Genomic DNA, 23743 nt, shown 5'->3' on the forward strand with positions numbered 1-23743 from the left:
CGGACAACCCCGAGGAAGGCCTGCGCACGCATGCGAATTCTGTTGCTGTCGCACTCCGACACCGACCTGCTCAGCGCCCGCGCGGCCGGCGGCCCCGTCGCGTACCGGTTCGCCAACCCCTCCCGTCTCGCCCTGGACGACCTGCCCGGGCTGCTGGACGGCGCCGACCTCGTTCTCGTACGCCTTCTCGGCGGTCTGCGTGCCTGGGAGGACGGCCTGGACGCCCTGCGGGCGACGGAGAAGCCGCTGGTCGTGCTCTCCGGGGAACAGGCCCCCGACGCCCAGCTGATGGAGGCCTCCACCGTCCCCGTCGGCGTCGCCACCGAGGCCCACGCCTACCTCGCGCACGGCGGCCCCGCCAACCTGGAGCAGCTGGCCCGGTTCCTCTCCGACACCGTGCTGCTCACCGGTCACGGCTTCGACGCCCCGGCCGCCGCGCCCACCTGGGGCCCGCTGGAGCGGGAATCGCGCGCCACCGACGGCCCGACCGTCGCCGTGCTCTACTACCGCGCCCACCACATGAGCGGGAACACCGCCTTCGTCGACGCGCTCTGCGCGGCGATCGAGGACGCGGGCGCCCGTGCGCTGCCGCTGTACGTCGCCTCCCTGCGCGCCCCCGAGCCGGAGCTGCTCGACACCCTGCGTACGGCCGACGCGATCGTCACCACCGTCCTCGCGGCCGGCGGCACCAAGCCCGCCGAGGCGCAGGCGGGCGGGGACGAGGACGCCTGGGACGCGGGCGCGCTCGCCGCCCTCGACGTGCCGATCCTGCAGGCGCTCTGCCTCACCGGCTCGCGCGCGGCCTGGGAGGAGAACGACGAGGGCCTCTCCCCGCTGGACGCCGCGAGCCAGGTCGCCGTGCCCGAGTTCGACGGCCGGCTCATCACCGTCCCGTTCTCCTTCAAGGAGATCGACGAGGACGGACTTCCGGCGTACGTCGCCGACACCGAGCGCGCCGCGCGCGTCGCCGGGATCGCGGTACGCCACGCCCGCCTGCGGCACATCCCGAACGCCGGGAAGAGGCTCGCCCTGGTCCTCTCCGCGTACCCGACCAAGCACTCCCGGATCGGCAACGCGGTCGGTCTCGACACCCCCGCCTCCGCCGTCGCGCTCCTGCGGCGCCTGCGCGAGGAGGGGTACGACTTCGGCCCGGTCGAGGAGATCCCGGGGCTGGTCTCCGGGGACGGCGACGAGCTGATCTACGCCCTGATCGAGGCGGGCGGCCACGACCAGGACTGGCTGACCGAGGAGCAGCTGGCCAAGAACCCCGTCCGCATCCCGGCCGCCGACTACAAGCGCTGGTACGCGCAGCTGCCGGCCGAGCTGCGCGAGGCCGTCGAGGAGCACTGGGGTCCGGCGCCCGGCGAGATGTTCCTCGACCGGTCCCGGAATCCCGAGGGCGACATCGTCCTCGCCGCCCTGCGGCGCGGGAACCTGCTGGTCCTCATCCAGCCGCCGCGCGGCTTCGGCGAGAACCCGATCGCGATCTACCACGACCCCGATCTCCCGCCGTCCCACCACTACCTGGCCGCCTACCGCTGGATCGCGGCGCGCGCCGAGGACGGCGGCTTCGGCGCCGACGCGATGGTCCACCTCGGCAAGCACGGCAACCTGGAGTGGCTGCCCGGCAAGAACGCGGGCCTGTCCGCCGCCTGCGGCCCGGACGCGGCGCTCGGCGACATCCCGCTGGTCTACCCGTTCCTGGTCAACGACCCGGGCGAGGGCACGCAGGCCAAGCGTCGCGTGCACGCGACGCTGGTCGACCACCTGGTGCCGCCGATGGCGCGCGCCGACTCGTACGGCGACATCGCGCGCCTCGAGCAGCTGCTCGACGAGTACGCGCAGATCTCCTCCATGGACCCGTCCAAGCTGCCCGCGATCCGCGCGCAGATCTGGACGCTGATCCAGGCGGCGAAGCTCGACCACGACCTGGGCCTGGAGGCCCGCCCGGAGGACGACGGCTTCGACGACTTCCTGCTGCACGTCGACGGCTGGCTGTGCGAGGTCAAGGACGCCCAGATCAGGGACGGTCTGCATGTGCTCGGCGGGGCGCCGGCCGGTCCCGAGCGTGTGAACCTGGTGCTCTCGATCCTGCGCGCCCGGCAGATCTGGGGCGGTACGCAGGCCCTGCCGGGTCTCCGCGAGGCCCTGGGTCTTGACGAGTCCGCCGCGACGCGGACCACCGCCGACGAGGCGGAGGCGACGGCGCGCGAGCTGGTCGAGGCGATGGAGGCGGCGGACTGGTCCGTGGACGCGGTCCCGGCGGTCGCCGCCGCGTACGGTCCCGACGTCCAGGCCGTCCTCCGCTTCGCCTGCGAGCAGGTCGTCCCGCGGCTCTCCGCCACGACCGACGAACTCACCCACGCCGTCCACGCGTTGAACGGCGGCTTCGTCCCGGCGGGGCCCTCCGGCTCGCCGCTGCGCGGCCTGGTCAACGTGCTGCCGACCGGCCGGAACTTCTACTCCGTCGATCCCAAGGCCGTCCCCTCCCGCCTCGCGTGGGAGACCGGCCAGGCGCTCGCCGACTCGCTCCTGGAGCGCTACCGCTCCGACAACGGGGAGTGGCCGACCTCCGTCGGTCTCTCCCTGTGGGGCACGAGCGCGATGCGCACGGCGGGCGACGACGTGGCCGAGGCCCTCGCCCTGCTGGGCATCCGCCCCACCTGGGACGACGCCTCGCGCCGGGTGAACGGTCTGGAGCCGGTTCCGCTCGCCGAGCTGGGCCGCCCGCGCATCGACGTCACGCTCCGCATCTCGGGCTTCTTCCGGGACGCCTTCCCGCACGTCATCGGGCTTCTCGACGACGCCGTACGGCTGGCGGCCTCGCTGGACGAGCCGGCCGAGGAGAACTTCGTACGGGCGCACGCGCAGGCCGACCTGGCCGAGCACGGCGACGAGCGGCGTGCCACGACCCGGATCTTCGGCTCGCGGCCGGGTACGTACGGCGCGGGCATCCTCCAGCTGATCGACTCGCGCGACTGGCGCACGGACGCGGACCTCGCCGAGGTGTACACGGTGTGGGGCGGGTACGCGTACGGCCGTGGCCTGGAGGGCCGTCCGGCGCGCTCGGAGATGGAGACGGCGTACAAGCGGATCGCGGTGGCCGCGAAGAACACGGACACGCGAGAGCACGACATCGCCGACTCGGACGACTACTTCCAGTACCACGGCGGCATGGTGGCGACCGTTCGCGCGCTGACGGGCACGGCCCCCGAGGCGTACATCGGCGACTCCACCCGCCCGGAGACGGTCCGCACGCGGACCCTGGTCGAGGAGACCTCGCGGGTCTTCCGTGCCCGGGTCGTCAACCCGAAGTGGATCGAGGCGATGCGCCGCCACGGCTACAAGGGCGCGTTCGAGCTGGCGGCGACGGTCGACTACCTCTTCGGCTACGACGCGACGACGGGCGTGGTCGCCGACTGGATGTACGACAAGCTGACCGAGACGTACGTCCTGGACCCGGAGAACCAGGCCTTCCTGAAGGAGGCCAACCCCTGGGCCCTGCACGGCATCGCCGAACGCCTCCTGGAGGCCGAGTCGCGCGGCATGTGGGAGAAGCCGGACCCGCAGACCCTGGCCGCCCTGCGCCAGGTCTTCCTGGACACGGAGGGCGACCTGGAGGACGGCGCCGACGGCTGACGCCCGGCGCCGGAGCCGAGTGGCTGCGCCCGGCGCCGGAGCCGAGCGACTGGGTCCTGCGCCGGAGCCGAGCGGCCGATGCCTGATCCCGGCGGCCGACGTCCTACACCCGGGCCGTGTGCGCCGGGGCCAGTTCGAGGCGGCGGCCGGGGAAGGACTTCCGGATGCGGCGGTCGTGGGTGACCACGATCAGCGTGCCCGGGTAGGTGGCGAGTGCGGCCTCCAGTTCCTCCACGAGGCCGGGGGCCAGGTGGTTGGTCGGCTCGTCGAGGAGGAGCAGGTCCGTCGGGCGGCTGACCAGGCGGGCGAGCTCCAGCTTGCGGCGCCGGCCCGTCGACAACTCCCTTACAGGCGTGGCCAGATCGGCCGCCGCGAAGAGCCCGAGCCGGAGCAGCTCCTCCTCCCGGCCCGGGCCGAACGCCGCCGCGACCGTGCGCGGGTCGTCCGGCGGGGCACCGTCCTGGCGGAGCATGCCGACCCGCGGCGGGACCGTCACCGTCCCGCCGTCCGGGGCGAGTTCGCCCGCGAGAACCTTGAGCAGCGTGGTCTTGCCCGCGCCGTTCGGGCCGGTGACCAGGAGGCGTTCGCCGGGGGCCAGGTGCAGGGAGTCCAGGTGCAGCCGGCCCTCCACCCGTACGTCCGTCAGCGCGACCGCGCCCGGGTCGCCCTCGATGTCCGCGGTGAACCGCAGCGGCTCCGGGGGCGGTGGTACCGGGTTCCGGTCGAGCCGGTGGAGTTTCTCCCGGGCGGCCCGGATCCTGCTCATCGCGCCGTGCGACCGTGACCGGGCCCGGAACGCGCCCGCTCCGCTGAACGCGGCCGGGGCCTTGCGCGGAATGGCGGCGAAGCGGTCGATGTTCGTGTCGGCGAGCGCCGAGTGGCGTGCGGTCTCGGTCCGCCACTCCTCGTACTCCCGCTCCCACCGGGCCCGTTCGGCCGCCCGCCCGGTCAGATAGCCCGCGTAGCCGTTGCCGTACCTGCGTACCGTCCGCAGCTCGTGGTCGACCTCCAGGACGGCGGTGGTGACCCCGTCGAGGAAGGCCCGGTCGTGGGTGACGGCGACGACCGTTCCCCGGTGGGTGCGCAGCCGCTCCTCCAGCCAGGTCACGGCCTCGTCGTCGAGGTCGTTGGTCGGCTCGTCGAGCAGCAGCAGTTCGGGGTCGGAGGCGAGGGTCGCGGCGAGCGCGAGGCGTGAGCGCCGTCCGCCCGAGAGGGTGCCCAGGGTGCGGTCGCGGTCGAGCGGTTCGCGCTCGCCGAGCCGGCGGAGCGTCGTCTCCACCCGCCGGTCGGCGTCCCGTCCGCCGCGGGCCTCGTACGCGGAGAGCAGCGCGGCGTAGCCGCCGAGGTCCCCGGTGCGCGAGAGCGCCGCCTCGGCCTCCCGGATCGCCCGCTCCAGCTTCCGTACGTCGGCGAGCGCGAGGTCGATCGCGTCGCCGACGGTCGCCGTGCCCGGGAGGTCCAGGGTCTGGGCGAGGTGTCCGAGACCGCCGGGGGAGTCGACGGCGACGGTGCCGTTGTCGGGGGTCTCCAGGCCGGCGAGGAGCCGGAGGAGGGTGGACTTCCCGGAGCCGTTGTCGCCGACGACGCCGACGCGCTCGCCGGGCCGCACGGTGAGGGAGACGCGGTCGAGGACGAGCCGGTCGTCGTAGCGCTTGGTGACGTCGGTGAGTTGGACTCGGAACAAGTGGGGATCCTTCGCGTCGGGGACGGGGGAGGGCGTCGGCCGCTGCCGGACGGCGCCGGTTGAGGTGACGATACGAGACGTCTCGTCTCGTGTGCTCGACGATAAAGGATCCCGCGCCGACGTGCAAGACGCTCCGTCTCGTCAGTCCCGGGAGCGCTCGCCCAGCACCCGCACGGCCTCCACGATCAGCTCCCAGAATCCCGCGACGTCGACCTCCATGCCGACCTCCGCGTTGGCCGGACGGCCCGTCACACCGAGCAGGTCCACCACCGTCGCGCCCCGCGTGTACGTGCCCGTCAGCTCGACCGACACCGCCGCCCGCACCAGGCTGATCAGCGACGGGTCGATCAGATGGGCCACGGTCAGCGGATCGTGCAGCGGCGGCGCGTCGAAGCCGAACACCTCGCGGTACGTACCGGCGAAGTAGGTCAGCAGCTCGACGCAGAGCTTGGACAGCGGCGTGCCGAGCGCCGCGATCCGGGAGACGACGTCGGCGGTCGCGCGCGCCTGGTGGGTGGCGTTGAGCCCGAACATCGTGATCGGCAGCCCGCTGGAGAAGACGATGTCCGCCGCCTCCGGGTCGCAGAGGATGTTGAACTCGGCGGCCGGGGTGGTGTTCCCGCGCCCCGTCGAGCCGCCCATCAGCACGATCCGCTCGATCCGCGGGGTCAGTTCCGGGTGGGCGAGCAGAAAGGTGGCGATGTTGGTCAGCGGTCCGGTCGGCACCAGCGTCACGGGTGCGGGGTGCGCGAGCAGGGTGTCCCGCATCAGGGTGCGGGCGTCCCGCGGGTCCTGCGGGACGTCCGGCTCGCCGTCGCCGAAGCCGGGGCCGTCGAGTCCCGAGCCGCCGTGGATGTTCTCGGCGACGAGCGGCGGCCCGTGCAGCGGGCGGTCCCGCCCGGCCGCGATCGGCACCCCGCGGATCCCGGCGACGGCGCACACCCGGCGGGCGTTGAGGGTGGTCTTCTCGACCGTCTGGTTGCCCGCCACGGTGGTCACGGCCAGCAGGTCGACGGCCGGATGAGCGGCGGCCAGCAGGATGTTGAACGCGTCGTCGTGACCGGGATCGCAGTCGAGGATCACGGGTACGGGCATACGTCCACCGTCCCATACGGCCGCCCCACCGTCACGACTCCATGCCGCGGACGACGAGCCGCCCCGCGCCGCCGCTACCCCGGAGTCGCGCGCCACCGCCACTCCGGAGTCGCGCGCCGGCGCTCCCCCTCAGCCGCGCGCCGCCGCTACCCCAGAGTCCGTACCGGCGTGCCCGCCAGGTACGCCTCGATGTCCTCCACCGCCTGCCCGAAGTAGCGGTCGTAGTTGCCGCGCGTCACATACCCCAGGTGCGGCAGCGCCAGGACGTTCGGCAGGGTGCGCAAGGGGTCCTCGGCCGGGAGCGGTTCGGTGGCGAAGACGTCGAGTCCGGCGCCCGCGATCCAGCCCTCGCGCAGCGCCCGCAGCAGCGCCTCGCCGTCGACCAGGCCCGCCCGCGAGGTGTTGACCAGGTACGCCGACGGGCGCATCGCCCGCAGTTCGGGCTCCCCGATCAGCCCGCGGGTCCGCTCGGAGAGCACCATGTGCAGCGACACCACGTCCGCGCGCTCCATCAGTGCCCTCCGGTCCGGCACGTACGCGACCCCGTGCTCCGCCGCCCGTTCCGCCGTCAGGTTCGGGCTCCAGGCGGCGACCTCCATGCCGAAGGCGAGCCCGACCCGGGCGACCCGGCCGCCGATCTTGCCGAGGCCCACGAGCCCGAGCGTCCGCCCGGACAGGTCCGCTCCGACCGTCGACTGCCAGGGCCCGCCCTCGCGCAGCGCCTGTGCCTCGGCCCGTACCTGCCGCGCCAGGCCCAGGATGAGCGCCCAGGTCAGCTCGGCGGGCGGTTCGGAGCTGCTGGCCGTACCGCAGACGGTGATCCCGAGGGCGGCCGCCGCCGTCAGGTCGATGGAGGCGTTGCGCATCCCCGAGGTGACCACGAGCCGCAGCCGGGGCAGCCGGCCGAGCAGTTCGGCGTCCAGCGGCGTCCGCTCGCGCATGACGACGAGGATCTCGCAGTCCTCGACCGCCGCGACCAGCGCGTCCCGGTCGGTCAGGTGCTCCCGCAGGACGCGCACGTCGACGCGGTCGGCGAGCGGGCTCCAGTCGGCGGAGGAGAGGGCGACGCCCTGGTAGTCGTCGAGTACGGCACAGCGCGGCTTCATGGCCCCATGATCGCGCGGCGGCCGATCGTACGACAGGGGCCCCGGCCCGGCCCCGCGTTGCTGCGGCACCCGGGTGACGCGCTCCGAACGGCCCCGCTCCGAGCGACAAACCCGCCGGCCGCTCGGAGAATTGCCCTGATCTGCACCCGTGCCCGTGCCTGTGCCAGTGAGCGCTCGGGAGGCGGGACACACGACGCGAGCGTCGAGGCCTGAAGACCGACGAAACGGTACGCCGATGAACACACCGGAATCCGACCGCGAACTGGAAGCCCTACGGGCGCGGGTCGCCGCGCTGGAGGCGGAGGCGGCGCGGCCGCCCGTGCGCCGCCACCGGCTGCGGTCCTTCTTCGCCGCGCTCCTGATCGTCCTCGGCTGCGTCCTCGCCCCGCTGGGCATCGTCGCCGCCTGGACGGCCGACACGATCGGCGACACCGACCGCTACGTCGAAACGGTCGCCCCGCTCGCCTCCGACCCCGACGTCCAGGCCGCCGTCGCCAACCGGGTCACCGGCGCGGTCATGGAACACATCGACCTCCAGTCCCTTCTGGAAGGCGTGGCTCCGGAGCAGCGCCCGCTCCTGGAGAAGGCGTTGGGCCGTCTCGGCGACTCCCTGGAAGGCGCGGTCCGGAGCTTCGTCCACGAGAAGACGCAGGAGGTCGTCGCCTCCGACGCCTTCGAGACCGTGTGGACCGACGCCAACCGGGCGATCCACACGTCGGTCGTCCGCGCGCTCACCGGCAGCGGCGAAGGCGCGGTGCAGATCAAGAACGACACGGTGACGGTCGACCTCGCGCCCGTCATCGAACGCGTCAAGACCCGCCTCGTCGACTCCGGCCTCACGGTGGCGGAGAAGATCCCCGAGGTCCACACCGACTTCACGGTCCTCAAGTCCGACGACATCGGGAAGGTGAAGACCGGCTTCCGGCTGCTCGAACTCATGGGCTTCTGGCTGCCCGTCATCGCCGTCCTGCTCGCCGCCGGCGGCGTCCTGCTCTCCGCCCACCGCCGCCGCTCCCTGATCGCCGCGGCCCTCGGCTTCGCCGCGGCGGCGCTGGTCCTCGGCATCGGCCTCACCGTGTTCCGTACGGTCTATCTCAACGCCCTGCCCGACACCGTCTCGCAGGCCGCGGCCGGCTCCGTCTACGACGCCCTGGTCCGGCTCCTGCGGACGACGGTCCGGATGGTCGTGACCCTCGGTGTGGTGCTCGCCGTCGCGGCCTGGCTGTCCGGGCCCGGCCGGTCCGCCACGGTGGTCCGCGACCTCTGGCACTCGGGCATCGCCGCGACCCGCGCGACGGCCGACCGGGTCGGCATGCGTACGGGCCCGGTCGGCCCGTTCGTGCGGCGGCACCGGGTGTGGATCACCTGGATCCTGGTGGCGGCGGCGATCCTCGCGTACGTCCTCTGGAGCTACCCCACGGGATGGGTGGTACTCGGCCTGGCGCTGGCGCTCCTGTTCGCGCTGGCGGTGGCGGAGTTCCTGGCGGACGACCCGGACGCGCAGGTCACGCCGGGCACGGAGGGCGGGCCGGGTACGGGGGACGGGCCAGGCACGGGGAACGGCCCGGACGGGCCGGGCACGGAGGACGGGCCGGGTACGCCGGACGGGCCGTCCCGCCCGGCGGAGGTTCCCGGCGGCGGGAGTCCGTGATCACTAGCCGATCCGGACGAGGGCGATGGTGATGTTGTCCGGCCCGCCGGCGTCGATGGCGGCCTTCCACAGCTCGAAGGCCGCCTTGCCGTCGTCGTGGACCCGCAGCAGCTCCTCGATCTCGTCCTCGGGCACCGGGTCGGTGAGCCCGTCGCTGCACACGAGGTAGCGGTCGCCCGGCGAGAGCGGGAAGGCGGCGACGTGCGGGGCGACCGGGTTGTACGCCGGGCTGCCGCCGAGGGTCTGGGTGACGGCCGACGTGGTGCGGTGCCCGGGCGCGGGCGGCGGGCTGTCGTCCACGCTGACCTGGCGCAGTCCGTCCCCGGCCGCGTGGAAGACCTTGCTGTCGCCGACGTTGAACGACAGCAGCGACCCTTCCAGGACGAGCGTGCCCGCGACGGTGGTCCCCATGGTGGCCAGCTCGGGACGGCCCTCGGCGGCCGCGTACACGGCACGGTTGCAGAGGGCCAGCGCCTCGCCGACCGTCTCCGGACCGTCGAGCGCGGGGCCGAGACCCGCGAGCCGGCGGACGACCAGGGCACTGGCCACCTCACCGGCCGGCTGGCCGCCGAGCCCGTCCGCGACGGCGACGAGGAGCGGTCGGTCCGGCGGGAAGACCAGGGTCTGGGGGGTGTCGGTCACCGTCCCGCACAAGGTCCACGGCCCGACGACGAGGCTGTCCTCGTTGTGCTCGCGCATCAGCCCGGTGTGGCTGAGGGCGGTCACGGCGATGTACGACGCCACGGCATCCGCCTCCTCGTGCCCCGTACCCCATTCTCCCGCGATCCCGCGACGTGTCCTGTGCGGGCGGCCGTGTCCCGTGCGGGCGGCCCGTGTCTCGTGCGGACGACCCGGCATGCGGCGCGCGCCCCGCCGTCGCAGGCTGGTCCTGAGCCGCCCGCCCGCAGGGGAAGGCCGAGGAAAGGACGTCCGCCGATGTTCGCGAGGCTGAGCACCTACCAGGGGTCACCGGTACCGCCGGAGGGCGACCTGGCCGCCAAGTCGGAGGTGATCGTCCAGCGGGTCGAGAACCTTCCGGGATTCCGGGGCGCGTACTACCTCGTGGACCGGGTGACGGGGAAGGCGAGGTCGCTGACCCTGTGGGAGGACGAGGCGTCGATGCTGGAGAGCGAGGAGCCGGCGGCGCGGGTACGGGACGAGTCGTCCCAGCGGGAGGGCCAGCGGGTGGTCTCGGTGGACCACTTCGAGGTGGCCTTCGTCCGCCTGGCGCCCTGACGGGACGGGCGCCGGCGGGACGGCCTCGGTCGCGCAGGGACCTGCCTCAGCTCGCCGCGCGCTTGACCAGCGCCTCGATGAACGCCTCGTCGTCGGCGGTGAGCCGCGTCAGGGCGAAGGCGGTCGGCCACATGGTGCCCTCGTCGAGGTTGGCGGGGTCGTTGAAGCCGAGCGTGGCGTAGCGCGCCTTGAACTTCGCCGCGCTCTGGAAGAAGCAGACGACCTTGCCGTCCTTGGCGTACGCGGGCATCCCGTACCAGGTCTTCGGCGTGAGTTCCGGCGCGGCGGCCTTCACGACGGCGTGGATCCGCTCGGCGAGGACGCGGTCCGCCTCCGGCATCTCGGCGATCTTCGCGAGCACCTCGCTCTCGCCGTCCGCCTTGGCCGCGCGCGGGCTGCGTCGCGCGGCCTTCTTCAGCTCCTGGGCGCGTTCCTTCATCGCGCCCCGCTCGTCGTCCGTGAAGCCGTCGTACGACGCGGCGGCCGAGTCGGTGCTCTTCATGGCGGGTCCTCTCGCGGTGCTTGGTCGGGTCGGGGCGGGTCGGTTCTCCGTGCTGGTCGTGCTGGTCGTGCTGGTCGTGCTCGTCGTGCCGATCGGGCCGGGGTGCTGATCAGGTCGGGGTGCTGCGCGTCAGATCCGGCTGGTGGCCGGGGCGGGCTCCCAGGCGAACCCGTCCGGGTCGGTGAAGGCCTCGGTTCCGCCGCCGAGGACGAGCCGGTGCGAGCCCGTGCCGTCGACGGGGACGCCGACGTCCTTGGCGAGGGCCCGGCGGCCGTACAGGGCGAGCTTGACGGGGCCGGACCCCGCGGCGAACTCGACGTACTTGCGGCCGAAGCTCTTCGCCACGGTGAGGCCGTGCTCGACGTAGAACTGCTTGCTCGCGGTCACGTCCGCGGCGCCGAGCAGGAGCACGATCTGGTCGATCCGCCCCGTGGCGGGGCCGGTGTCCTTCTTCTCCGACGTGGCGATCTTCCAGATCGTGCCGTCGGGCGCCCGGACGACGCCGCCGTAGCCCCAGAAGGACTTCGAGACGGGCTTCAGCGCCGTGGCGCCGGCGTCGAGGGCGGCCTCGGCGAAGGCCTTGACGTCGGCCGGCCGGGAGACCGTGAGCGACAGCGAGAAACCGCGGAAGCCGGTCGTCGGGGCGTCCGAGGCCCGCAGGCGGACCTGGTCGCCCAGACCGAAGGCGGTGTAGAAGCGCTCGGCGGCCGTGGTGTCGGCCACCTCCAGGGTGACGGTGTCGATGGAGTTCATGAATGCCACGCTAGTGACGGCAGGGCCGCCGGTGCTTCTCGAAAGCTGACCGGTTCGGCGGACCGCTTCGTTCCGTGCGAGGGCTGCCCGTGCGACGGCCGCACGAGCGAGGGCTGCCCGCGCGACGGCTGCACGCGCGACGGCTGCACGCGCGACGGCGCCTCCGGCGCACCGGCCGCCGCCCGGCGCCGGTAGACGCCTGGCTCCATGCCGACCCGCTCGGCGAAGTGCGCGCCGAAGACGCCGGGTGAGGAGCAGCCGACCAGGGAGCGCACCTCGGCGACGCCGAGATCGCCCCGGCGCAGGAGCACCGTCGCGTGCTCGACGCGCCGCGCCATCAGGTACGAGTAGGGCGACCGGCCGTAAGCCTGGCGGAACAGACGGCCGAGGTGTCCGGGAGACATGCCGGCGTCACGGGCGAGGACGTCGACGTCCAGGGGCCGCGCGTACTCCCGGTCGATCCGGTCGCGGACACGGCGCAGCCGTGCGAGGTCCTTCAGGTGCTGCGCCGCGACGCGTGCATGCCTCCACGCGGGATGGCACATGGGTGGAACTCCCTTCGGCCGGACGGCTCAGCGGATTTCCTGGATGCGGACGAGGTTGCCCGCGGGGTCACGGAACGCGCAGTCCCGCACGCCGTACGGCTGCAGGGTCGGCTCCTGCACGACGTCGACGTCCCCGGCCTGCACCTTCTCGAAGGCGCCGTCGAGGTCAGGAGTGGCCAGCAGGATCCACCCGTACGTGCCCTTGGCCATCATCTCGGTGATGGTGCGCCGTTCGTCCTCGGTGATCCCGGGGTCGGCGGCGGGCGGCGCGAGAAGGATGGAGGTCCCGGGCTGTCCGACGGGGCCGACGGTGATCCAGCGCATCCTGCCCTGCCCGACGTCGCTGCGGACCTCGAAGCCGAGCACGTCCCGGTAGAAGGCCACGGCGGCGTCGGGGTCGTCGTGCGGGAGGACGGTGGTGTGAATGGTGATGTCCATGCTCACCACGCTAGTTGGGCGGGTGGTCCGCCGCTTCTCGATTCCTGACGGCCGGTGGCGCGTCGGCGTCCGGGAGTCGTCCGGTCGCTGTCCTGATGACAGAGCTCCGTCAAAGCGGTGAGTACCGTGGACGCCGATCACTCCCTTCCCGTGAACGGAGCACCACATGCCGGAGCGCACGTCCGCCGTCGAGGTCGTCTCGGATCCGATCGGCCGGGTGGTCGGCGGGCGGGCCGAGGTCCGTGACGACGAATGGGGGGAGGTCTCCGCGGTGATCCGGCTGGACGAGCGCTTCGGGCCGGACGCGCTCGCGGGCCTGGACTCCTTCTCGCACGTGGAGGTCGTCTACCACTTCGACCGGGTGCCGGCGGAGAAGGTGCAGACCGGGGCCCGGCACCCGCGCAACAACACCGACTGGCCGCTGGTCGGCATCTTCGCCCAGCGGGGCAAGAACCGCCCCAACCGGCTCGGTGTCTCCCGCTGCCGTCTGGTGCGCGTCGACGGACGCGACGTCCACGTGCGGGGCCTCGACGCCGTCGACGGCACCCCGGTCCTCGATCTCAAGCCGTACATGACCGAGTTCGGCCCCCGCGGCACCGTCACCCAGCCGGACTGGGCCACCGAGATCATGCGCGAGTACTACTGAGAGAGCCGGGTTTCCCCGCACGCCGCGAACCGACGCGGACAGAGCTCTTCCTCACCGGCCCGACGTGACGGCGGGTCCTACCGGGTGCCCGCCTCGTGCTCCCTGATCGCCGCCTCCACCAGGGCGCGTGCCGCCCACGTGATGGCCTCCTCCTCGGCCTCCGGGCCGAGGCCGCGGACGTCGCGGAGAGCGATCTGCGCCTCCCAGCCGACCACGATGGTCAGGGCCGAGATCAGCCGCTGGTACGACTCCGGGCTCAGGGTGTCGCGGAGCGGCTCGCAGGCCTGCTCCAGCCACTGGATCCGGCGGGGTCCGCGGCGCGGGGCGGGCGGCTCCGGCGTCTCGCCCGCCGGCAGGTCGACGGTCAGGCGGATCAGCCGGCGGCCGAGCGGCAGTGACTGCGGTGAGTACGTCAACAGCGTCCTTATGAGGGCGTCCACCCGGGCCGCGGCGTCGCCGGCGATCGCGGGATCGGCGAGCGCCTGCTCGACCGGGGGCTCGTTGAGCGCGCCGGCGGTCGCGTCGATCAGCAGGTGGTCGAGGCTCGGAAAGTACGTGTAGACCGTGCGGCGTGACACGTCGGCGGCGGCCGCGATCTCGTCGATGGACGGCGTCGCTCCGCCGGCGCTCAGCCGGACCGCCGCGTCGACGATCGCCTTACGGGTGCGGCGGCGCTGCGCCTCGCGGCCGCCACGGCGGGCCGGATCGTCCTGCGTCATCGTGCCCTGTCCTCCCGGGGCGGGTGTTCCGGCGGGGTCTTGACGCCCCCTCAGGCCGTAAGTATATCTTCGTGCAGTCGCTGCACAGCAGTGCAATGAGCGCACTGGCGTGAACCGAACTCGGATGTCGTGCGGGTCACATGGCCCTACGTGTCACAAAAACCGGGTCACCGGTGTCTTGAGGTCGAACACCTGAAGTCGACCCCCTGAAGTCGAACCCCTTGAAGCGGAGGACACACCATGAGCGAGAACACCGAAGTGGTCGTGATCGGCGGCGGGTACGCGGGCGTCATGGCGGCCAACCGCCTCACCCGGCGCGGCGACGTGACGGTCACGCTGATCAACCCGCGCCGGAGCTTCGTCCACCGGATCCGCCTGCACCAGCTGGTGGGCGGGACGGACGGCGCGGTCGTCGACTACCGGGAGGTCCTGGGCGAGGGCGTACGGCTGGTGGCCGACACCGTGACCCGGATCGACGCGGCCGGACGCAAGCTGGCCCTGGCGTCCGGCGGCACGGTCTCCTACGACTACCTGGTCTACGCGGTGGGCAGCGGCAGCGCCGACCCGAGCGTGCCCGGGGCGGCCGAATTCGCCTACCCCATCGGCACCTTCGAGGAGGCCGAGCGGCTGCGCCCGGTCCTCGACGCGGCGCCCGCGACGGCCGCGGTGACGGTGGTGGGAGCCGGGCCGACCGGTATCGAGACCGCCGCGGAGCTGGCGGAGGCGGGCCGCGCCGTCACCCTGGTGTGCGGCGGGGTGCTCGGCCCGTACCTGCACCCGAGGGGCCGGCGCTCGGTCGCCAAGCGGCTGGCCGGGCTCGGGGTGACCGTCCTCGACGGCCCCGACACGAGAGTGACGGCCGTGACGCGTGACGCGGTCACGCTCAGCGGCGGCCGCGAGCTGCCGAGCGCGGTGACGATCTGGACCGTCGGCTTCGGCGTACCGGACCTGGCCGTGCGCAGCGGTCTGAGCACCGACGCGCTGGGCCGTCTGCGTACGGACGAGACGCTGACCAGCATCGACGACGAGCGCATCATCGCGGCGGGGGACTCGGCGGCGCCTTCGGACCTGCCGCTGCGGATGAGCTGCCAGGCCGCGATGCCGATGGGCGCGCGGGCCGCCGACACGGTGCTCAGCCGGATCGCGGGGGAGCGGCCCGAGACCCTCAACCAGTCGTTCGCCGCGCAGTGCATCAGCCTGGGCCGGGGCGACGGCATCTTCCAGTTCGCCAAGCGGACCGACGTCGCCGTCTGGTTCAAGGTCGACGGCCGACTGGGTGCGAAGCTCAAGGAACTCGTGTGCGTGGGAGTCGTCAGGCACCTGGCCGACGAGGCGGGCAAGCCCGGCTCGTACCGCCTGCACCGAGCCTCGGGAGGAGGCACGCGCGAGCGGCAGCTCCAGGCGGCGGCCGCCGAGCGGACCGGGACGCCGGCCCCGGCCCAGCGGGCCGGAGTCTGAGCGAGCACCCGCGAGCGCCCCGCGAACACCCTGCGACGTAAAGGACCCTGACGAGGATGCACATGGACGAGCAAGCCACCGACCCGGCGACCGAGGCGTTCGTCGCCCACCGGAACCTGCTCTTCACCGTCGCGTACGAGATGCTCGGCTCGGCCGCCGACGCCGAGGACGTCCTCCAGGAGACCTGGCTGCGCTGGGTCAAGGTCGATCTGGAACAGGTGGGCGACGCGCGCGCCTACCTGGTCCGGATCACGACGCGGCAGTCGCTCAACCGGCTGCGCACGCTGCAGCGCCGCAAGGAGGCGTACGTCGGCAACTGGCTTCCGGAGCCGCTGCTCACCGCGCCCGACGTGGCCGAGAACGTCGAGCTCGCCGAGAGCGTGTCGATGGCGATGATGCTCGTCCTGGAGACGCTGGCACCGACCGAGCGCGCCGTCTTCGTCCTGCGCGAGGCCTTCGACCTGGGCTACGACGAGATCGCCGCCGCCGTCGACAAGACCCCGGCGGCGGTCCGCCAGATCGCCCACCGCGCCCGCCGCCACGTCGACGCCCGGCGCCCCCGCCAGGCGGTCTCGCCGAGCGTGGCCCGGACGGCTCTGGAGTCGTTCCGCCAGGCGCTCGAGACGGGCAACCCGCAGGGCCTTCTCGACGTACTCGCCCCGGGGGTCGTCCTGGTCAGCGACGGAGGCGGCATCAAGCAGGCCGCGCTCCGCCCGATCGCCGGCGCGGACAAGGTGACCCGCTTCATGCTGGGCGGCCTCGGCAAGAACAAGCTCCCCATGGAGGTCGCCTTCACGGTGATCAACGGCAGCCCGGCCCTCCTCGTCCACCTGGACGGCGAGCTCGACGGCATCATGGCGATCCACGTCGAGGACAGCCGCATCACGGGCCTCTACTACGTCCGGAACCCCGAGAAGCTCTCCCACGTGGAGTCGGAGACCCCTCTCACCCTCCGCTGAACCGGCCCCCTCGCACGGCAGAAGCCCCAGGCCGTTGGACCTGGGGCTTCTGTCGGGGTGGCGGCGGTCAGAGGCTGATGGTGTAGACGTCTTGGTGCTCCTGGTACGTGGGAACCCATCCGTCGACGGCGCCGGTGGTCGGGCCGGTGCAGTTCGCCCTCTCGAAGCCCATGTAGCTGACGGCCCCCTTCCACCAATAGCCCGAGAGCAGGGTGAAGGTGGAGGGCGTCTGGAAGCAGCCGTCGACCCGCTGGCCGTTCTGATTCGTACCGACGACGTAGAGAGAGTAGGTCTTGCCCTCCCTGTCGTAGAACTGGAGCACCTGGCCGTTGGAGCCGGCGAAGGACTGACCGGCGGTGCCGAGAATTCCCGCGAACGCCAGTGCCGTTGCTCCGACGGTCGTGGCGATCTTCCTGCGCATGCTCATGCTTCCCCTTGGTGTCTCGGACCGCTTTCACCGGGCCACCGCCGCCGCGTTCTCGCTGCGGCGGTGTTCCCCGGCAGCGGAGAATCTAGGTCCGCCCGGCGCGCGGTGGTGTGCGTGACGTGCAGAGTTTCTGTGCACCGCGCGCACCGCGTGCGGCGCGTGCGGCGGGGACCGGCGACGACGACCGGTGTTCGGAGGGGGTGATCCCGTACGCCTCGCGGAACGCGCGGCTGAAGGCGGTCCCGCTGGAGAACCCCCAACGGGCCGCGATCAGTTGCACGGGCTGACCGCTCAGTTCCCCGCGCGCGAGGTCGGCACGGGCGCGCTCCAGACGGCTGTGGCGGATGTGGGCGGCCACGGTCAGCGGCTGGTCGGCGAAGAGGGCGTGGAGACTCCGCAGGGACAACCCGTGCCGGTCGGCGATCACCTGAGGAGTCAGGCCCGGGTCCCCGAGGTTGTTCTCGATGAAACGGTGGATCCGCTGCAGCATCTCCTGCGCACGGGCCTCGGCAGGAGCCTCGCCGGGGTCACCGAGCTGCCGCGCGAGATGCGCCGTGGCGAGGTCGAGGGCGACGGACCCCATCGCGCGCAGCTCCTCCGGGCGACAGTGCGGACCGTTTGCGAGGAGCGTCTTCAGGAAGTCGGCGAGGATCGCCCCCGACCCCACGTCCGCCGCCAGGTTCCGTGCGAGGAGCCGGTCCACCCGGTCGGGGCGCAGTGCCAGGGCGGGACGGGGAATCTGCAGCACGACCGCCTCGACCTGCCCGTCCAGACTGGCCCCCTCGCTCGGCCGGGAGGTGTCGGTGAGGACGAGTCCGCCCGCCACCACGGACTCGCTGCCCCGCTGGGAGATCCTGAAAGCGCCCTGGGTGACGAGTGCCAGCTGCAGGTGCTCGGGGTCACCGCGCCGGACATGGACCGCGGTGCGGCGCGAGGACACCGGTGAGCACGCCACGGTGGACAGCCGCACGACGCCGAGGTCCAGATCCGCGATGCTCGCGCGGAAGTCGGTCCTGCTCCGAGTGTTCAGCAGGACCGGCATCACATCGCTGGACACCGCCTCGCAGAACCACTCGAACCTGTCCTCGCGCGCCACGTCGGCATCCGACGCCACCAGCACTCCCATGCGACCCCTGCCCTGACGTGACGACGAACCAGCCCGTCGAACTGTCCGTCACATGATCCCGGAAGACCCACGACCGGCGTGGCGGGCCTCCGTTCCGGCATCCGCGTCCGGAGGCGGTTCCGGACTCGCTCGCGGTCGTGCCCGCGACGGCCGTGGCGCCGAGGCCTGCACCGGGTGCAGTCACCTCACGCCGGGTCCGACGGCGTGTCGGATTCGGCGGCGCGGCGGTATTCGGCGTTGATGCGCTGGGCCTCTTCGAGCTGGTCCTCGAGGATGATGATGCGGCAGGCGGCCTCGATCGGGGTGCCCTGGTCGACGAGTTCGCGGGCGCGGGCGGCGATGCGCAATTGGTAGCGGGAGTAGCGGCGGTGGCCGCCCTCGGAGCGCAGCGGTGTGATCAGGCGGGCTTCGCCGATGGCGCGGAGGAACCCCTGGGTGGCGCCGATCATGTCGGCGGCTCGGCCCATGGTGTAGGCGGGGTAGTCGTCGTCCTCGAGACGGTCGTACGAGTCGTCTGCTGTCATTTGCACCTCTCCGTGAAACGCGTGGAGGGGCCGTGGCGCCGTACAGGCACCTCGGCCCCGACGGGACTACTACACCACCTGCCGGCCCCGATCACCGACCTCACGCCGGGGGTGGAACCCACCCGCCGATACGCGAGAGGGCCCGACCGGCGGGTGCCGGTCGGGCCCTCTCGGCCGGCCGAGTGTCAGCTCGCCCTCGCCCGTGGACCGCGCTCAGGCCGCCGCCGGGGAGCCGAGCGTCGCCGACGCGTGCCGGAGGGGGTCGAGACCGTCGGTGCGCGCGGTGTTCGGGGGAAGGCCGCGACAGGTGAAACCGAGCTCGGTCATGGCGCGGACGACTTCACGGGCGGTGAAGTCGCGGCGGTCCTGGCGGGTGATCACCTGGCCGACCTGTTTGGCGGGGTAGGCGCGGCGACCGATGATCACGGACTCGCCGGTGATCTCCTCGGGTGTGACTCCCTTCATGGAGTCCAGGACACCGCTCTTGGTGAGCTCGAAGGGGAAGCGGGCGATGACACAGCGCACGATGCCTCACAGGGAGAGGAAGAAGATGGTTCCGCCGTGGTGGGGCGGTTCACGCGAGGACGAGGGCCGGCGCGGGGGTGCCCGGGGCGTCGTCCTGTTCACCCACGACGGACGGGGTGACGACCCCGCGTGGGCGTGGAGCCCGCGTGGGCGTCGAGGTGAAGGCCGGGGTGAACGGCCCGCTGTCGCCGGAGAGGTCGCGCAGTCGGAGCCGGTCCGTGTAGGCGGAGCTTTCGCGGACGGTGGTGAGCTGGGCCCGGGTGACCAGGCCGGTGTACTCGTCGTCGTTGTCGCAGAGGAACAGGTGCCCGGTGTGGGCCCCGGCCATGACGGCCAGGGCCACCTCCACGGTCATGTCGTCGCAGACCGACGGTCCGGCCGACGTGTTCACGCCGTCGGCCGCCGTCGGCTGCGTGGGGGCGGGGTGCGTCGGACGGGGCTGCATCTGGACCGGCGTCATGGCGTGCCTCCTGAGGAGATGGGTCAGTTTCCGGCTCTCGTGACGCCGCGTTCCGCCGTGTCGGCGGAAGGCCGCGCGCCGGCGCGCCTCGCCGCGGGGGCGGGACGCCGTCGACCGCGGGAGGCCGTGCTGCGCTTGCGCGGCTCGGCGGGCGGCGCGGTGATCTTCACGGGAATGCCGGAGGGGGTGCGCGCGCCGGTGATCCGGGCGAGCACCTGGTCGCCGGACCGGACCTGGGTGATCTCGGGCGCGATTCCGGCGGCAGTCATGAGGCGGGTCATGTCGCGGCGCTGGTCCGCGGTGACCAGGGTGACGACGCTGCCCGACTCGCCGGCTCGCGCGGTACGGCCGCCACGGTGGAGGTAGTCCTTGTGGTCGGTCGGCGGGTCCACGTTGACGACGAGGTCGAGGTGGTCGACGTGAATGCCGCGGGCCGCGACGTTCGTGGCGACCAGGGCGGTGACGTGCCCGGTCTTGAACCAGGCCAGGGTGCGGGCCCGCTGCGGCTGCGACTTCCCTCCGTGCAGGGCCGCGGCGCGGACTCCACGGTTCAGGAGATCCTCCGTGAGACGGTCCACGGCGTGCTTGGTGTCCAGGAACAGGATCACCCGGCCGTCACGCGCAGCGATCTCCGTCGTCAGCCGCTGCTTGTCGGCGCCGTGCACGTGCAGGACGTGGTGATCCATCGTCGTGACCGCGCCCTGGGAGGGGTCCACGGAGTGGACGACGGGGTCGGTGAGGTGGCGGCGGACCAGGAGGTCGACGTTGCGGTCCAGGGTCGCGGAGAACAGCATGCGCTGGCCCTCGGGCCGGACCTGGTTCAGGAGGCCGGTGACCTGGGGCAGGAAGCCCATGTCGGTCATCTGGTCGGCCTCGTCCAGGACGGTGATGGCGACCTGGTTCAGCCGGCAGTCGCCGCGGTCGACGAGGTCCTTGAGGCGGCCCGGGGTGGCCACGACGACTTCGACACCGCTTCGCAGCGCGTTCGCCTGCCGGCCGATCGGCATTCCGCCGACGACGGTGGCCAGGCGCAGCTTCACGGCACGGGCGTAGGGGGTGAGGGCATCGGCGACCTGCTGGGCGAGTTCCCGTGTCGGGACCAGGATCAGGGCGAGCGGCCGGCGGGGCTCGGCGAGCTGCCCGGCGGTGCGGGCCAGCAGGCCCAGGCCGAAGGCGAGGGTCTTGCCGGAGCCGGTCCGGCCGCGGCCCAGGATGTCACGGCCGGCCAGGGAGTTCGGCAGCGTCGCACCCTGGATGGGGAACGGGACGGACACGCCCTCCGCGGTGAGCGCGGCCAGGAGACGCCGGTCCAGGGCCAGGGCGGCGAAGCTCTCGACGGCGGGCAGTGCCGGAGTGATCGTCTTCGGCAGTGCGAACTCCCCCTGCACGGCGGCGGGACGCCTGCCGTATCCGCCGGACCGGCGCGGAGCACCCGATCGGATCGCTCCGAACGAACCGGAACGATCACCCCGGCCACTCCCGGCGGTGGACGAGTCGTACGTATGGCCGCCCTTGCGGCGGGCGCGGGAGGAACGGCTGTTCGTGCGTGTGGGGTTCATTCAGAACCTTCCTCGATACGGCGCGTATCGAGGAATTCCGGCAGCGTATGAGCAGCGCGGGGAATTACAGGCACGGGCCGGAATGGAATGCGAAGGCGGACTTGGCCCGCGAGGAATCAGCGGCGGCGCAGGCGGAAAAGGTGCGGATGCGTGGGCGCGGATCCAGTGCCTCGACGGGAACGGCTCCCCCGAGCCGTATTCCCTGAAGATCGTGTTCCGCAGGTGAAAGTGCTGCGGAACGCGTGCAGCTGGGGCCCGCACCCCGAGGGATGCGGGCCCCAGCTGCGAATTGCGTGCGGGTCTCAGGCGGGAACGATGTTCTCGGCCGTCGGGCCCTTCTGGCCCTGCGCGATGTCGAAGGTGACCTTCTGGCCTTCCTGCAGTTCGCGGAAGCCCTGGGTGGCGATGTTCGAGAAGTGGGCGAACACGTCGGGGCCGCCACCGTCCTGCTCGATGAAGCCGAATCCCTTTTCCGCGTTGAACCACTTCACGGTACCAGCAGCCATGTCATATCTCCTCTGGGCAGTACGCCGGTATCCGCACTTTGCGGATACCATGTCGCTGCGATGATGCCCTGCCCGGAAAAATGACCGGAAATACAAAGCGCTTCCCTGCGGCGCGGAGGCCGCATCGAGGCGCTTGAAGTCTTTGGGTACCAAAACTGCAACTGACTTCGACAGTAGCACGCCGCCGTGGTCTGTGTGCGTCGAGAATTTTCTCCCGGTGAGCCGCGGTAAAAACTCTCCTCGAGTGGGCCGTCAAATTCTCGGACCGCGAGCACAGGTATTCCTTTGCCCCGGGCGCAGCGTTTCGTCGGTACGGAGGCCGGTGGGAGCCTCCGCCGCGTCGCCGCTTCGCGGGGGATCTCCACGACTAGCCTCCGCAGCATGCTGCGTATCGTCGACGCCCGCACCGGTCGCCTCGTGGAGATTCCTTCCGTGAGCCGCCATCTGCTGAGCATCTGTGTACACCTGCCGGCCGGCGACGCCGGGATCGGCATGGCGGGCCTGCGGGCGCTGCTGATCGGTGACGTACTGGCGCGGACGGCGGAGCTGCACGGCCTGCAGTCCCGCGCATTCCTTGCCGCGCCGGACCTGCCGCCCGAGCGGGCCCGGACGCTTGATGGCGCCATGTCCGCCCTTGGCGTCCACCCGTTCTCCGCCGTCGGTGGCCACCGTCCGGGCGGACCACTCCGCGCCGCGGCCGACGTACACGTGGACGCGTGCGGGACCGCCGCGCGGGACGCGGTCGACGGGGCACGGGTCGACGTGGGCCAGGTCGAACAGGCGTCCCGGGAGAAGGACACCGCCCTTGTCCCGGAGGGGGCCGATCCGCTGGCCCTGAGGATGCTGATGCTCGGCCACGCCTACCGCACGCCGGTCACGGTCACCGGCGCTGAACTCGACGAAGCCGGGCGGAGGCTGGCGGTGTGGCGGCAACGGGTGGCCGACTGGGCGGAGGAGCCTTCCCGCCCGGTCCCTGCCGATCTGCTGCGACACGCCCATGCGGTGCTGGCTGACGATCTCGGCGTCCCCGCTGTCCTGAGCATGCTGGGCACCGTCGCGGGGCGCGCCGACGTGCCGGCCGGGGCCAAGTTCGAGACGTTCGCCTTTCTCGACCGCGTCCTCGGACTGGACCTCGCACGCGACGTGGGCCACCAGCACAGGGCGGCGACGTGACGTCGCTAGGAGCGGCCCCCGGGTGAGGAACGGCCGACACTCCTCACACCTCGTCGACGTGGGTGCCGGCGTGAGCCGACGGCCCGCTGCTGGCGAGCCAGGAGACGGTGGGCTCCGCGGCGGATCCGGTGTCGACGGTGAGGTGGAGCCGTGTGCCGCCTTCGGGAACGGGGTAACTGCGCTGTTCGGCCCCGGCGAAGGAGCGGCGGATCACCTGGGCGACCGCCCGGGCGGCTTCGGGGGTCGCGGCGACGATGCGGATCTCGGCGAGGCCGGCCGAGGGCAGGATCAATGGGTCGGCGGGGTGCACGGGGTGTGGTCCTTTCACAGGTGAGCGAGAGGCCGGCGGGTGGGTTGTCCCGGGTATCGGGTGCCATTCCCGCGGCCGAGCGCGAGCAGGGCGACTGCCGTGAGCGCGATGGAGGTCTCCATGGCGTCACCTCCGCCGGTTCCCCGGCAGCGGCAGGGCGATCATCCGTGCTCCGACGACCGGGTGCCGGAGCGGCGGCAGCGCGGCCCCGCCTTCGGTCTCCCACGCGTCCTCGCTGCTCCGGGAGTCGCGCATACGGCGGCCGGTCGCGGCCTCGTCGGACATCAGGACACCGGCGGTGAGGGTGCTGCCGGGGAGGGTCGCGGCGGTCATGAGCCGGGCGGCTGCGGCGGGTTCGGTCTCGGGCGGAATCACCAGCAGGTCGCAGCGCCCGACGCTGTAGGAGAGCAGGATCATCTTGTCGGGATCCTGCTCGGTGAACCAACCGACGTGCACGGTGTGCCCGGTGGCGGAAACCGTGTGCGGAACGACGGGCCAGCGGGTGGGGTTCACCGTGACGCGTGTGATGCGTCCGTAGTGCCGCTCCAGCGCGTCGGCCAAGGGCGGAAGTTCGACGGCGAGGTCACGCGAGCGAGGCCACCAGGCGCCGTCCAGAAGGCCGGCGAGGGTGGTCTTCGGCGTCAGCGACAGGCGTGCCGAAAGAAGGGGTGCGAAGGAGGTCATGATCGCGGACCCGTCTCC

General features: G+C 72.5%; 25 protein-coding genes. 7 read left to right on the forward strand and 18 right to left on the reverse strand.

Going from position 1 to position 23743, the window contains the following annotated elements; all coding sequences use genetic code 11:
- The first annotated feature begins 30 nt into the window (after positions 1–30).
- The gene (cobN, locus tag ACFVGW_RS14325) at positions 31–3639 is read left to right on the forward strand and encodes a cobaltochelatase subunit CobN (protein ID WP_385852163.1); all 3609 of its coding nucleotides are present in this window, start codon (positions 31–33) and stop codon (positions 3637–3639) included.
- A gap of 103 nt (positions 3640–3742) precedes the next feature.
- Here the strand turns inward: cobN and abc-f are convergent, their stop codons facing one another.
- The 3 genes from abc-f to ACFVGW_RS14340 form a co-directional block, all read right to left on the reverse strand.
- Positions 3743–5323 carry a ribosomal protection-like ABC-F family protein gene (gene abc-f / locus ACFVGW_RS14330; RefSeq protein ID WP_385852164.1) on the reverse strand — a complete coding sequence of 527 codons (1581 nt, stop codon included), beginning with the start codon at positions 5321–5323 and terminating at the stop codon, positions 3743–3745.
- A 141-nt stretch (positions 5324–5464) separates the two neighbouring features.
- Positions 5465–6418, reverse strand: a complete 954-nt coding sequence (locus ACFVGW_RS14335) for a nucleoside hydrolase (protein WP_385852165.1) — start codon at positions 6416–6418, stop codon at positions 5465–5467.
- Positions 6419–6564: 146 nt separating this feature from the next.
- On the reverse strand, positions 6565–7524 hold the full coding sequence (locus ACFVGW_RS14340; protein WP_385852166.1) for a D-2-hydroxyacid dehydrogenase family protein: 960 nt from the start codon (positions 7522–7524) through the stop codon (positions 6565–6567).
- A 235-nt stretch (positions 7525–7759) separates the two neighbouring features.
- Here ACFVGW_RS14340 and ACFVGW_RS14345 point away from each other — a divergent pair, with 235 nt between their 5' ends.
- Positions 7760–9175, forward strand: coding sequence for a hypothetical protein (locus tag ACFVGW_RS14345; protein WP_385852167.1), 1416 nt, complete (start codon positions 7760–7762; stop codon positions 9173–9175).
- A 3-nt stretch (positions 9176–9178) separates the two neighbouring features.
- Here the strand turns inward: ACFVGW_RS14345 and ACFVGW_RS14350 are convergent, their stop codons facing one another.
- On the reverse strand, positions 9179–9874 hold the full coding sequence (locus ACFVGW_RS14350) for a PP2C family protein-serine/threonine phosphatase (protein WP_385852247.1): 696 nt from the start codon (positions 9872–9874) through the stop codon (positions 9179–9181).
- Positions 9875–10111: 237 nt separating this feature from the next.
- On the opposite strand from ACFVGW_RS14350, the gene ACFVGW_RS14355 reads away from it, so the two are divergent.
- Positions 10112–10411, forward strand: coding sequence for a hypothetical protein (locus ACFVGW_RS14355; protein ID WP_383224093.1), 300 nt, complete (start codon positions 10112–10114; stop codon positions 10409–10411).
- A gap of 46 nt (positions 10412–10457) precedes the next feature.
- Here the strand turns inward: ACFVGW_RS14355 and ACFVGW_RS14360 are convergent, their stop codons facing one another.
- The 4 genes from ACFVGW_RS14360 to ACFVGW_RS14375 all read right to left on the reverse strand — a co-directional run bounded on the left by ACFVGW_RS14360 (position 10458) and on the right by ACFVGW_RS14375 (position 12649).
- A complete protein-coding gene (locus ACFVGW_RS14360) occupies positions 10458–10913 on the reverse strand; it encodes an iron chaperone (RefSeq protein WP_383224091.1) in 456 nt (151 codons plus the stop codon).
- Positions 10914–11042: 129 nt separating this feature from the next.
- The gene (locus tag ACFVGW_RS14365; RefSeq protein ID WP_383291000.1) at positions 11043–11666 is read right to left on the reverse strand and encodes a glyoxalase; all 624 of its coding nucleotides are present in this window, start codon (positions 11664–11666) and stop codon (positions 11043–11045) included.
- Positions 11663–12211, reverse strand: a complete 549-nt coding sequence (locus ACFVGW_RS14370; protein ID WP_385852168.1) for a helix-turn-helix domain-containing protein — start codon at positions 12209–12211, stop codon at positions 11663–11665. The genes ACFVGW_RS14365 and ACFVGW_RS14370 overlap by 4 nt, the downstream gene beginning before the upstream one ends.
- A gap of 27 nt (positions 12212–12238) precedes the next feature.
- The gene (locus tag ACFVGW_RS14375; RefSeq protein ID WP_385852169.1) at positions 12239–12649 is read right to left on the reverse strand and encodes a VOC family protein; all 411 of its coding nucleotides are present in this window, start codon (positions 12647–12649) and stop codon (positions 12239–12241) included.
- Positions 12650–12815: 166 nt separating this feature from the next.
- Between ACFVGW_RS14375 and ACFVGW_RS14380 the strand changes: the two genes are divergently transcribed.
- Positions 12816–13295: an SAM-dependent methyltransferase gene (locus tag ACFVGW_RS14380; RefSeq protein WP_383291006.1), complete on the forward strand. Its 480-nt coding sequence runs from the start codon at positions 12816–12818 to the stop codon at positions 13293–13295.
- 77 nt (positions 13296–13372) lie between these two features.
- Here the strand turns inward: ACFVGW_RS14380 and ACFVGW_RS14385 are convergent, their stop codons facing one another.
- A complete protein-coding gene (locus ACFVGW_RS14385; protein WP_383224081.1) occupies positions 13373–14014 on the reverse strand; it encodes a TetR/AcrR family transcriptional regulator in 642 nt (213 codons plus the stop codon).
- Between the two features lie 240 nt (positions 14015–14254).
- Here ACFVGW_RS14385 and ACFVGW_RS14390 point away from each other — a divergent pair, with 240 nt between their 5' ends.
- Positions 14255–15472, forward strand: a complete 1218-nt coding sequence (locus ACFVGW_RS14390) for an NAD(P)/FAD-dependent oxidoreductase (RefSeq protein WP_385852170.1) — start codon at positions 14255–14257, stop codon at positions 15470–15472.
- A 62-nt stretch (positions 15473–15534) separates the two neighbouring features.
- Positions 15535–16431: an RNA polymerase sigma-70 factor gene (locus ACFVGW_RS14395; protein WP_352187358.1), complete on the forward strand. Its 897-nt coding sequence runs from the start codon at positions 15535–15537 to the stop codon at positions 16429–16431.
- Between the two features lie 67 nt (positions 16432–16498).
- Here ACFVGW_RS14395 and ACFVGW_RS14400 read toward each other — a convergent pair whose 3' ends face one another.
- The 7 genes from ACFVGW_RS14400 to ACFVGW_RS14430 all read right to left on the reverse strand — a co-directional run bounded on the left by ACFVGW_RS14400 (position 16499) and on the right by ACFVGW_RS14430 (position 21558).
- Positions 16499–16858 (reverse strand): hypothetical protein, encoded by a 360-nt coding sequence (locus ACFVGW_RS14400; protein WP_383224074.1) that lies wholly within the window; start codon positions 16856–16858, stop codon positions 16499–16501.
- 85 nt (positions 16859–16943) lie between these two features.
- A complete protein-coding gene (locus ACFVGW_RS14405) occupies positions 16944–17972 on the reverse strand; it encodes a helix-turn-helix domain-containing protein (protein ID WP_385852171.1) in 1029 nt (342 codons plus the stop codon).
- A 197-nt stretch (positions 17973–18169) separates the two neighbouring features.
- On the reverse strand, positions 18170–18508 hold the full coding sequence (locus ACFVGW_RS14410; protein ID WP_383224069.1) for a MerR family transcriptional regulator: 339 nt from the start codon (positions 18506–18508) through the stop codon (positions 18170–18172).
- A 213-nt stretch (positions 18509–18721) separates the two neighbouring features.
- Positions 18722–19033 carry an SCO5918 family protein gene (locus ACFVGW_RS14415; protein WP_383222573.1) on the reverse strand — a complete coding sequence of 104 codons (312 nt, stop codon included), beginning with the start codon at positions 19031–19033 and terminating at the stop codon, positions 18722–18724.
- 49 nt (positions 19034–19082) lie between these two features.
- Positions 19083–19493, reverse strand: coding sequence for a CBS domain-containing protein (locus ACFVGW_RS14420; protein WP_385852172.1), 411 nt, complete (start codon positions 19491–19493; stop codon positions 19083–19085).
- Positions 19494–19516: 23 nt separating this feature from the next.
- On the reverse strand, positions 19517–21052 hold the full coding sequence (locus ACFVGW_RS14425) for a DEAD/DEAH box helicase (protein WP_383308742.1): 1536 nt from the start codon (positions 21050–21052) through the stop codon (positions 19517–19519).
- Positions 21053–21354: 302 nt separating this feature from the next.
- Positions 21355–21558, reverse strand: coding sequence for a cold-shock protein (locus ACFVGW_RS14430; protein WP_383222567.1), 204 nt, complete (start codon positions 21556–21558; stop codon positions 21355–21357).
- Between the two features lie 381 nt (positions 21559–21939).
- Between ACFVGW_RS14430 and ACFVGW_RS14435 the strand changes: the two genes are divergently transcribed.
- Positions 21940–22731, forward strand: coding sequence for a hypothetical protein (locus ACFVGW_RS14435; RefSeq protein WP_385852173.1), 792 nt, complete (start codon positions 21940–21942; stop codon positions 22729–22731).
- 43 nt (positions 22732–22774) lie between these two features.
- Here ACFVGW_RS14435 and ACFVGW_RS14440 read toward each other — a convergent pair whose 3' ends face one another.
- Both ACFVGW_RS14440 and ACFVGW_RS14445 read right to left on the reverse strand, forming a co-directional pair.
- On the reverse strand, positions 22775–23041 hold the full coding sequence (locus tag ACFVGW_RS14440; protein WP_385852174.1) for a hypothetical protein: 267 nt from the start codon (positions 23039–23041) through the stop codon (positions 22775–22777).
- A 126-nt stretch (positions 23042–23167) separates the two neighbouring features.
- Complete coding sequence (locus ACFVGW_RS14445; protein ID WP_385852175.1) at positions 23168–23725, reverse strand: DUF5994 family protein; 558 nt, start codon at positions 23723–23725, stop codon at positions 23168–23170.
- Between the last annotated feature and the right edge of the window lie 18 nt (positions 23726–23743).

This window comes from Streptomyces sp. NPDC127129 (assembly GCF_042671585.1).
GTDB lineage: Bacteria > Actinomycetota > Actinomycetes > Streptomycetales > Streptomycetaceae > Streptomyces.

Bases quoted from the DNA above. Each gene is read 5' to 3' on its own strand.
- cobN (WP_385852163.1), top strand. From the start codon at position 31: ATGCGAATTCTGTTGCTGTCGCACTCCGACACCGACCTGCTCAGCGCC.
- ACFVGW_RS14335 (WP_385852165.1), bottom strand. From the start codon at position 6,418: ATGCCCGTACCCGTGATCCTCGACTGCGATCCCGGTCACGACGACGCG.
- ACFVGW_RS14340 (WP_385852166.1), bottom strand. From the start codon at position 7,524: ATGAAGCCGCGCTGTGCCGTACTCGACGACTACCAGGGCGTCGCCCTC.
- ACFVGW_RS14345 (WP_385852167.1), top strand. From the start codon at position 7,760: ATGAACACACCGGAATCCGACCGCGAACTGGAAGCCCTACGGGCGCGG.
- ACFVGW_RS14350 (WP_385852247.1), bottom strand. From the start codon at position 9,874: ATGCGCGAGCACAACGAGGACAGCCTCGTCGTCGGGCCGTGGACCTTG.
- ACFVGW_RS14355 (WP_383224093.1), top strand. From the start codon at position 10,112: ATGTTCGCGAGGCTGAGCACCTACCAGGGGTCACCGGTACCGCCGGAG.
- ACFVGW_RS14360 (WP_383224091.1), bottom strand. From the start codon at position 10,913: ATGAAGAGCACCGACTCGGCCGCCGCGTCGTACGACGGCTTCACGGAC.
- ACFVGW_RS14365 (WP_383291000.1), bottom strand. From the start codon at position 11,666: ATGAACTCCATCGACACCGTCACCCTGGAGGTGGCCGACACCACGGCC.
- ACFVGW_RS14370 (WP_385852168.1), bottom strand. From the start codon at position 12,211: ATGTGCCATCCCGCGTGGAGGCATGCACGCGTCGCGGCGCAGCACCTG.
- ACFVGW_RS14375 (WP_385852169.1), bottom strand. From the start codon at position 12,649: ATGGACATCACCATTCACACCACCGTCCTCCCGCACGACGACCCCGAC.
- ACFVGW_RS14380 (WP_383291006.1), top strand. From the start codon at position 12,816: ATGCCGGAGCGCACGTCCGCCGTCGAGGTCGTCTCGGATCCGATCGGC.
- ACFVGW_RS14385 (WP_383224081.1), bottom strand. From the start codon at position 14,014: ATGACGCAGGACGATCCGGCCCGCCGTGGCGGCCGCGAGGCGCAGCGC.
- ACFVGW_RS14390 (WP_385852170.1), top strand. From the start codon at position 14,255: ATGAGCGAGAACACCGAAGTGGTCGTGATCGGCGGCGGGTACGCGGGC.
- ACFVGW_RS14395 (WP_352187358.1), top strand. From the start codon at position 15,535: ATGGACGAGCAAGCCACCGACCCGGCGACCGAGGCGTTCGTCGCCCAC.
- ACFVGW_RS14400 (WP_383224074.1), bottom strand. From the start codon at position 16,858: ATGAGCATGCGCAGGAAGATCGCCACGACCGTCGGAGCAACGGCACTG.
- ACFVGW_RS14410 (WP_383224069.1), bottom strand. From the start codon at position 18,508: ATGACAGCAGACGACTCGTACGACCGTCTCGAGGACGACGACTACCCC.
- ACFVGW_RS14420 (WP_385852172.1), bottom strand. From the start codon at position 19,493: ATGACGCCGGTCCAGATGCAGCCCCGTCCGACGCACCCCGCCCCCACG.
- ACFVGW_RS14425 (WP_383308742.1), bottom strand. From the start codon at position 21,052: ATGAACCCCACACGCACGAACAGCCGTTCCTCCCGCGCCCGCCGCAAG.
- ACFVGW_RS14430 (WP_383222567.1), bottom strand. From the start codon at position 21,558: ATGGCTGCTGGTACCGTGAAGTGGTTCAACGCGGAAAAGGGATTCGGC.
- ACFVGW_RS14435 (WP_385852173.1), top strand. From the start codon at position 21,940: ATGCTGCGTATCGTCGACGCCCGCACCGGTCGCCTCGTGGAGATTCCT.
- ACFVGW_RS14445 (WP_385852175.1), bottom strand. From the start codon at position 23,725: ATGACCTCCTTCGCACCCCTTCTTTCGGCACGCCTGTCGCTGACGCCG.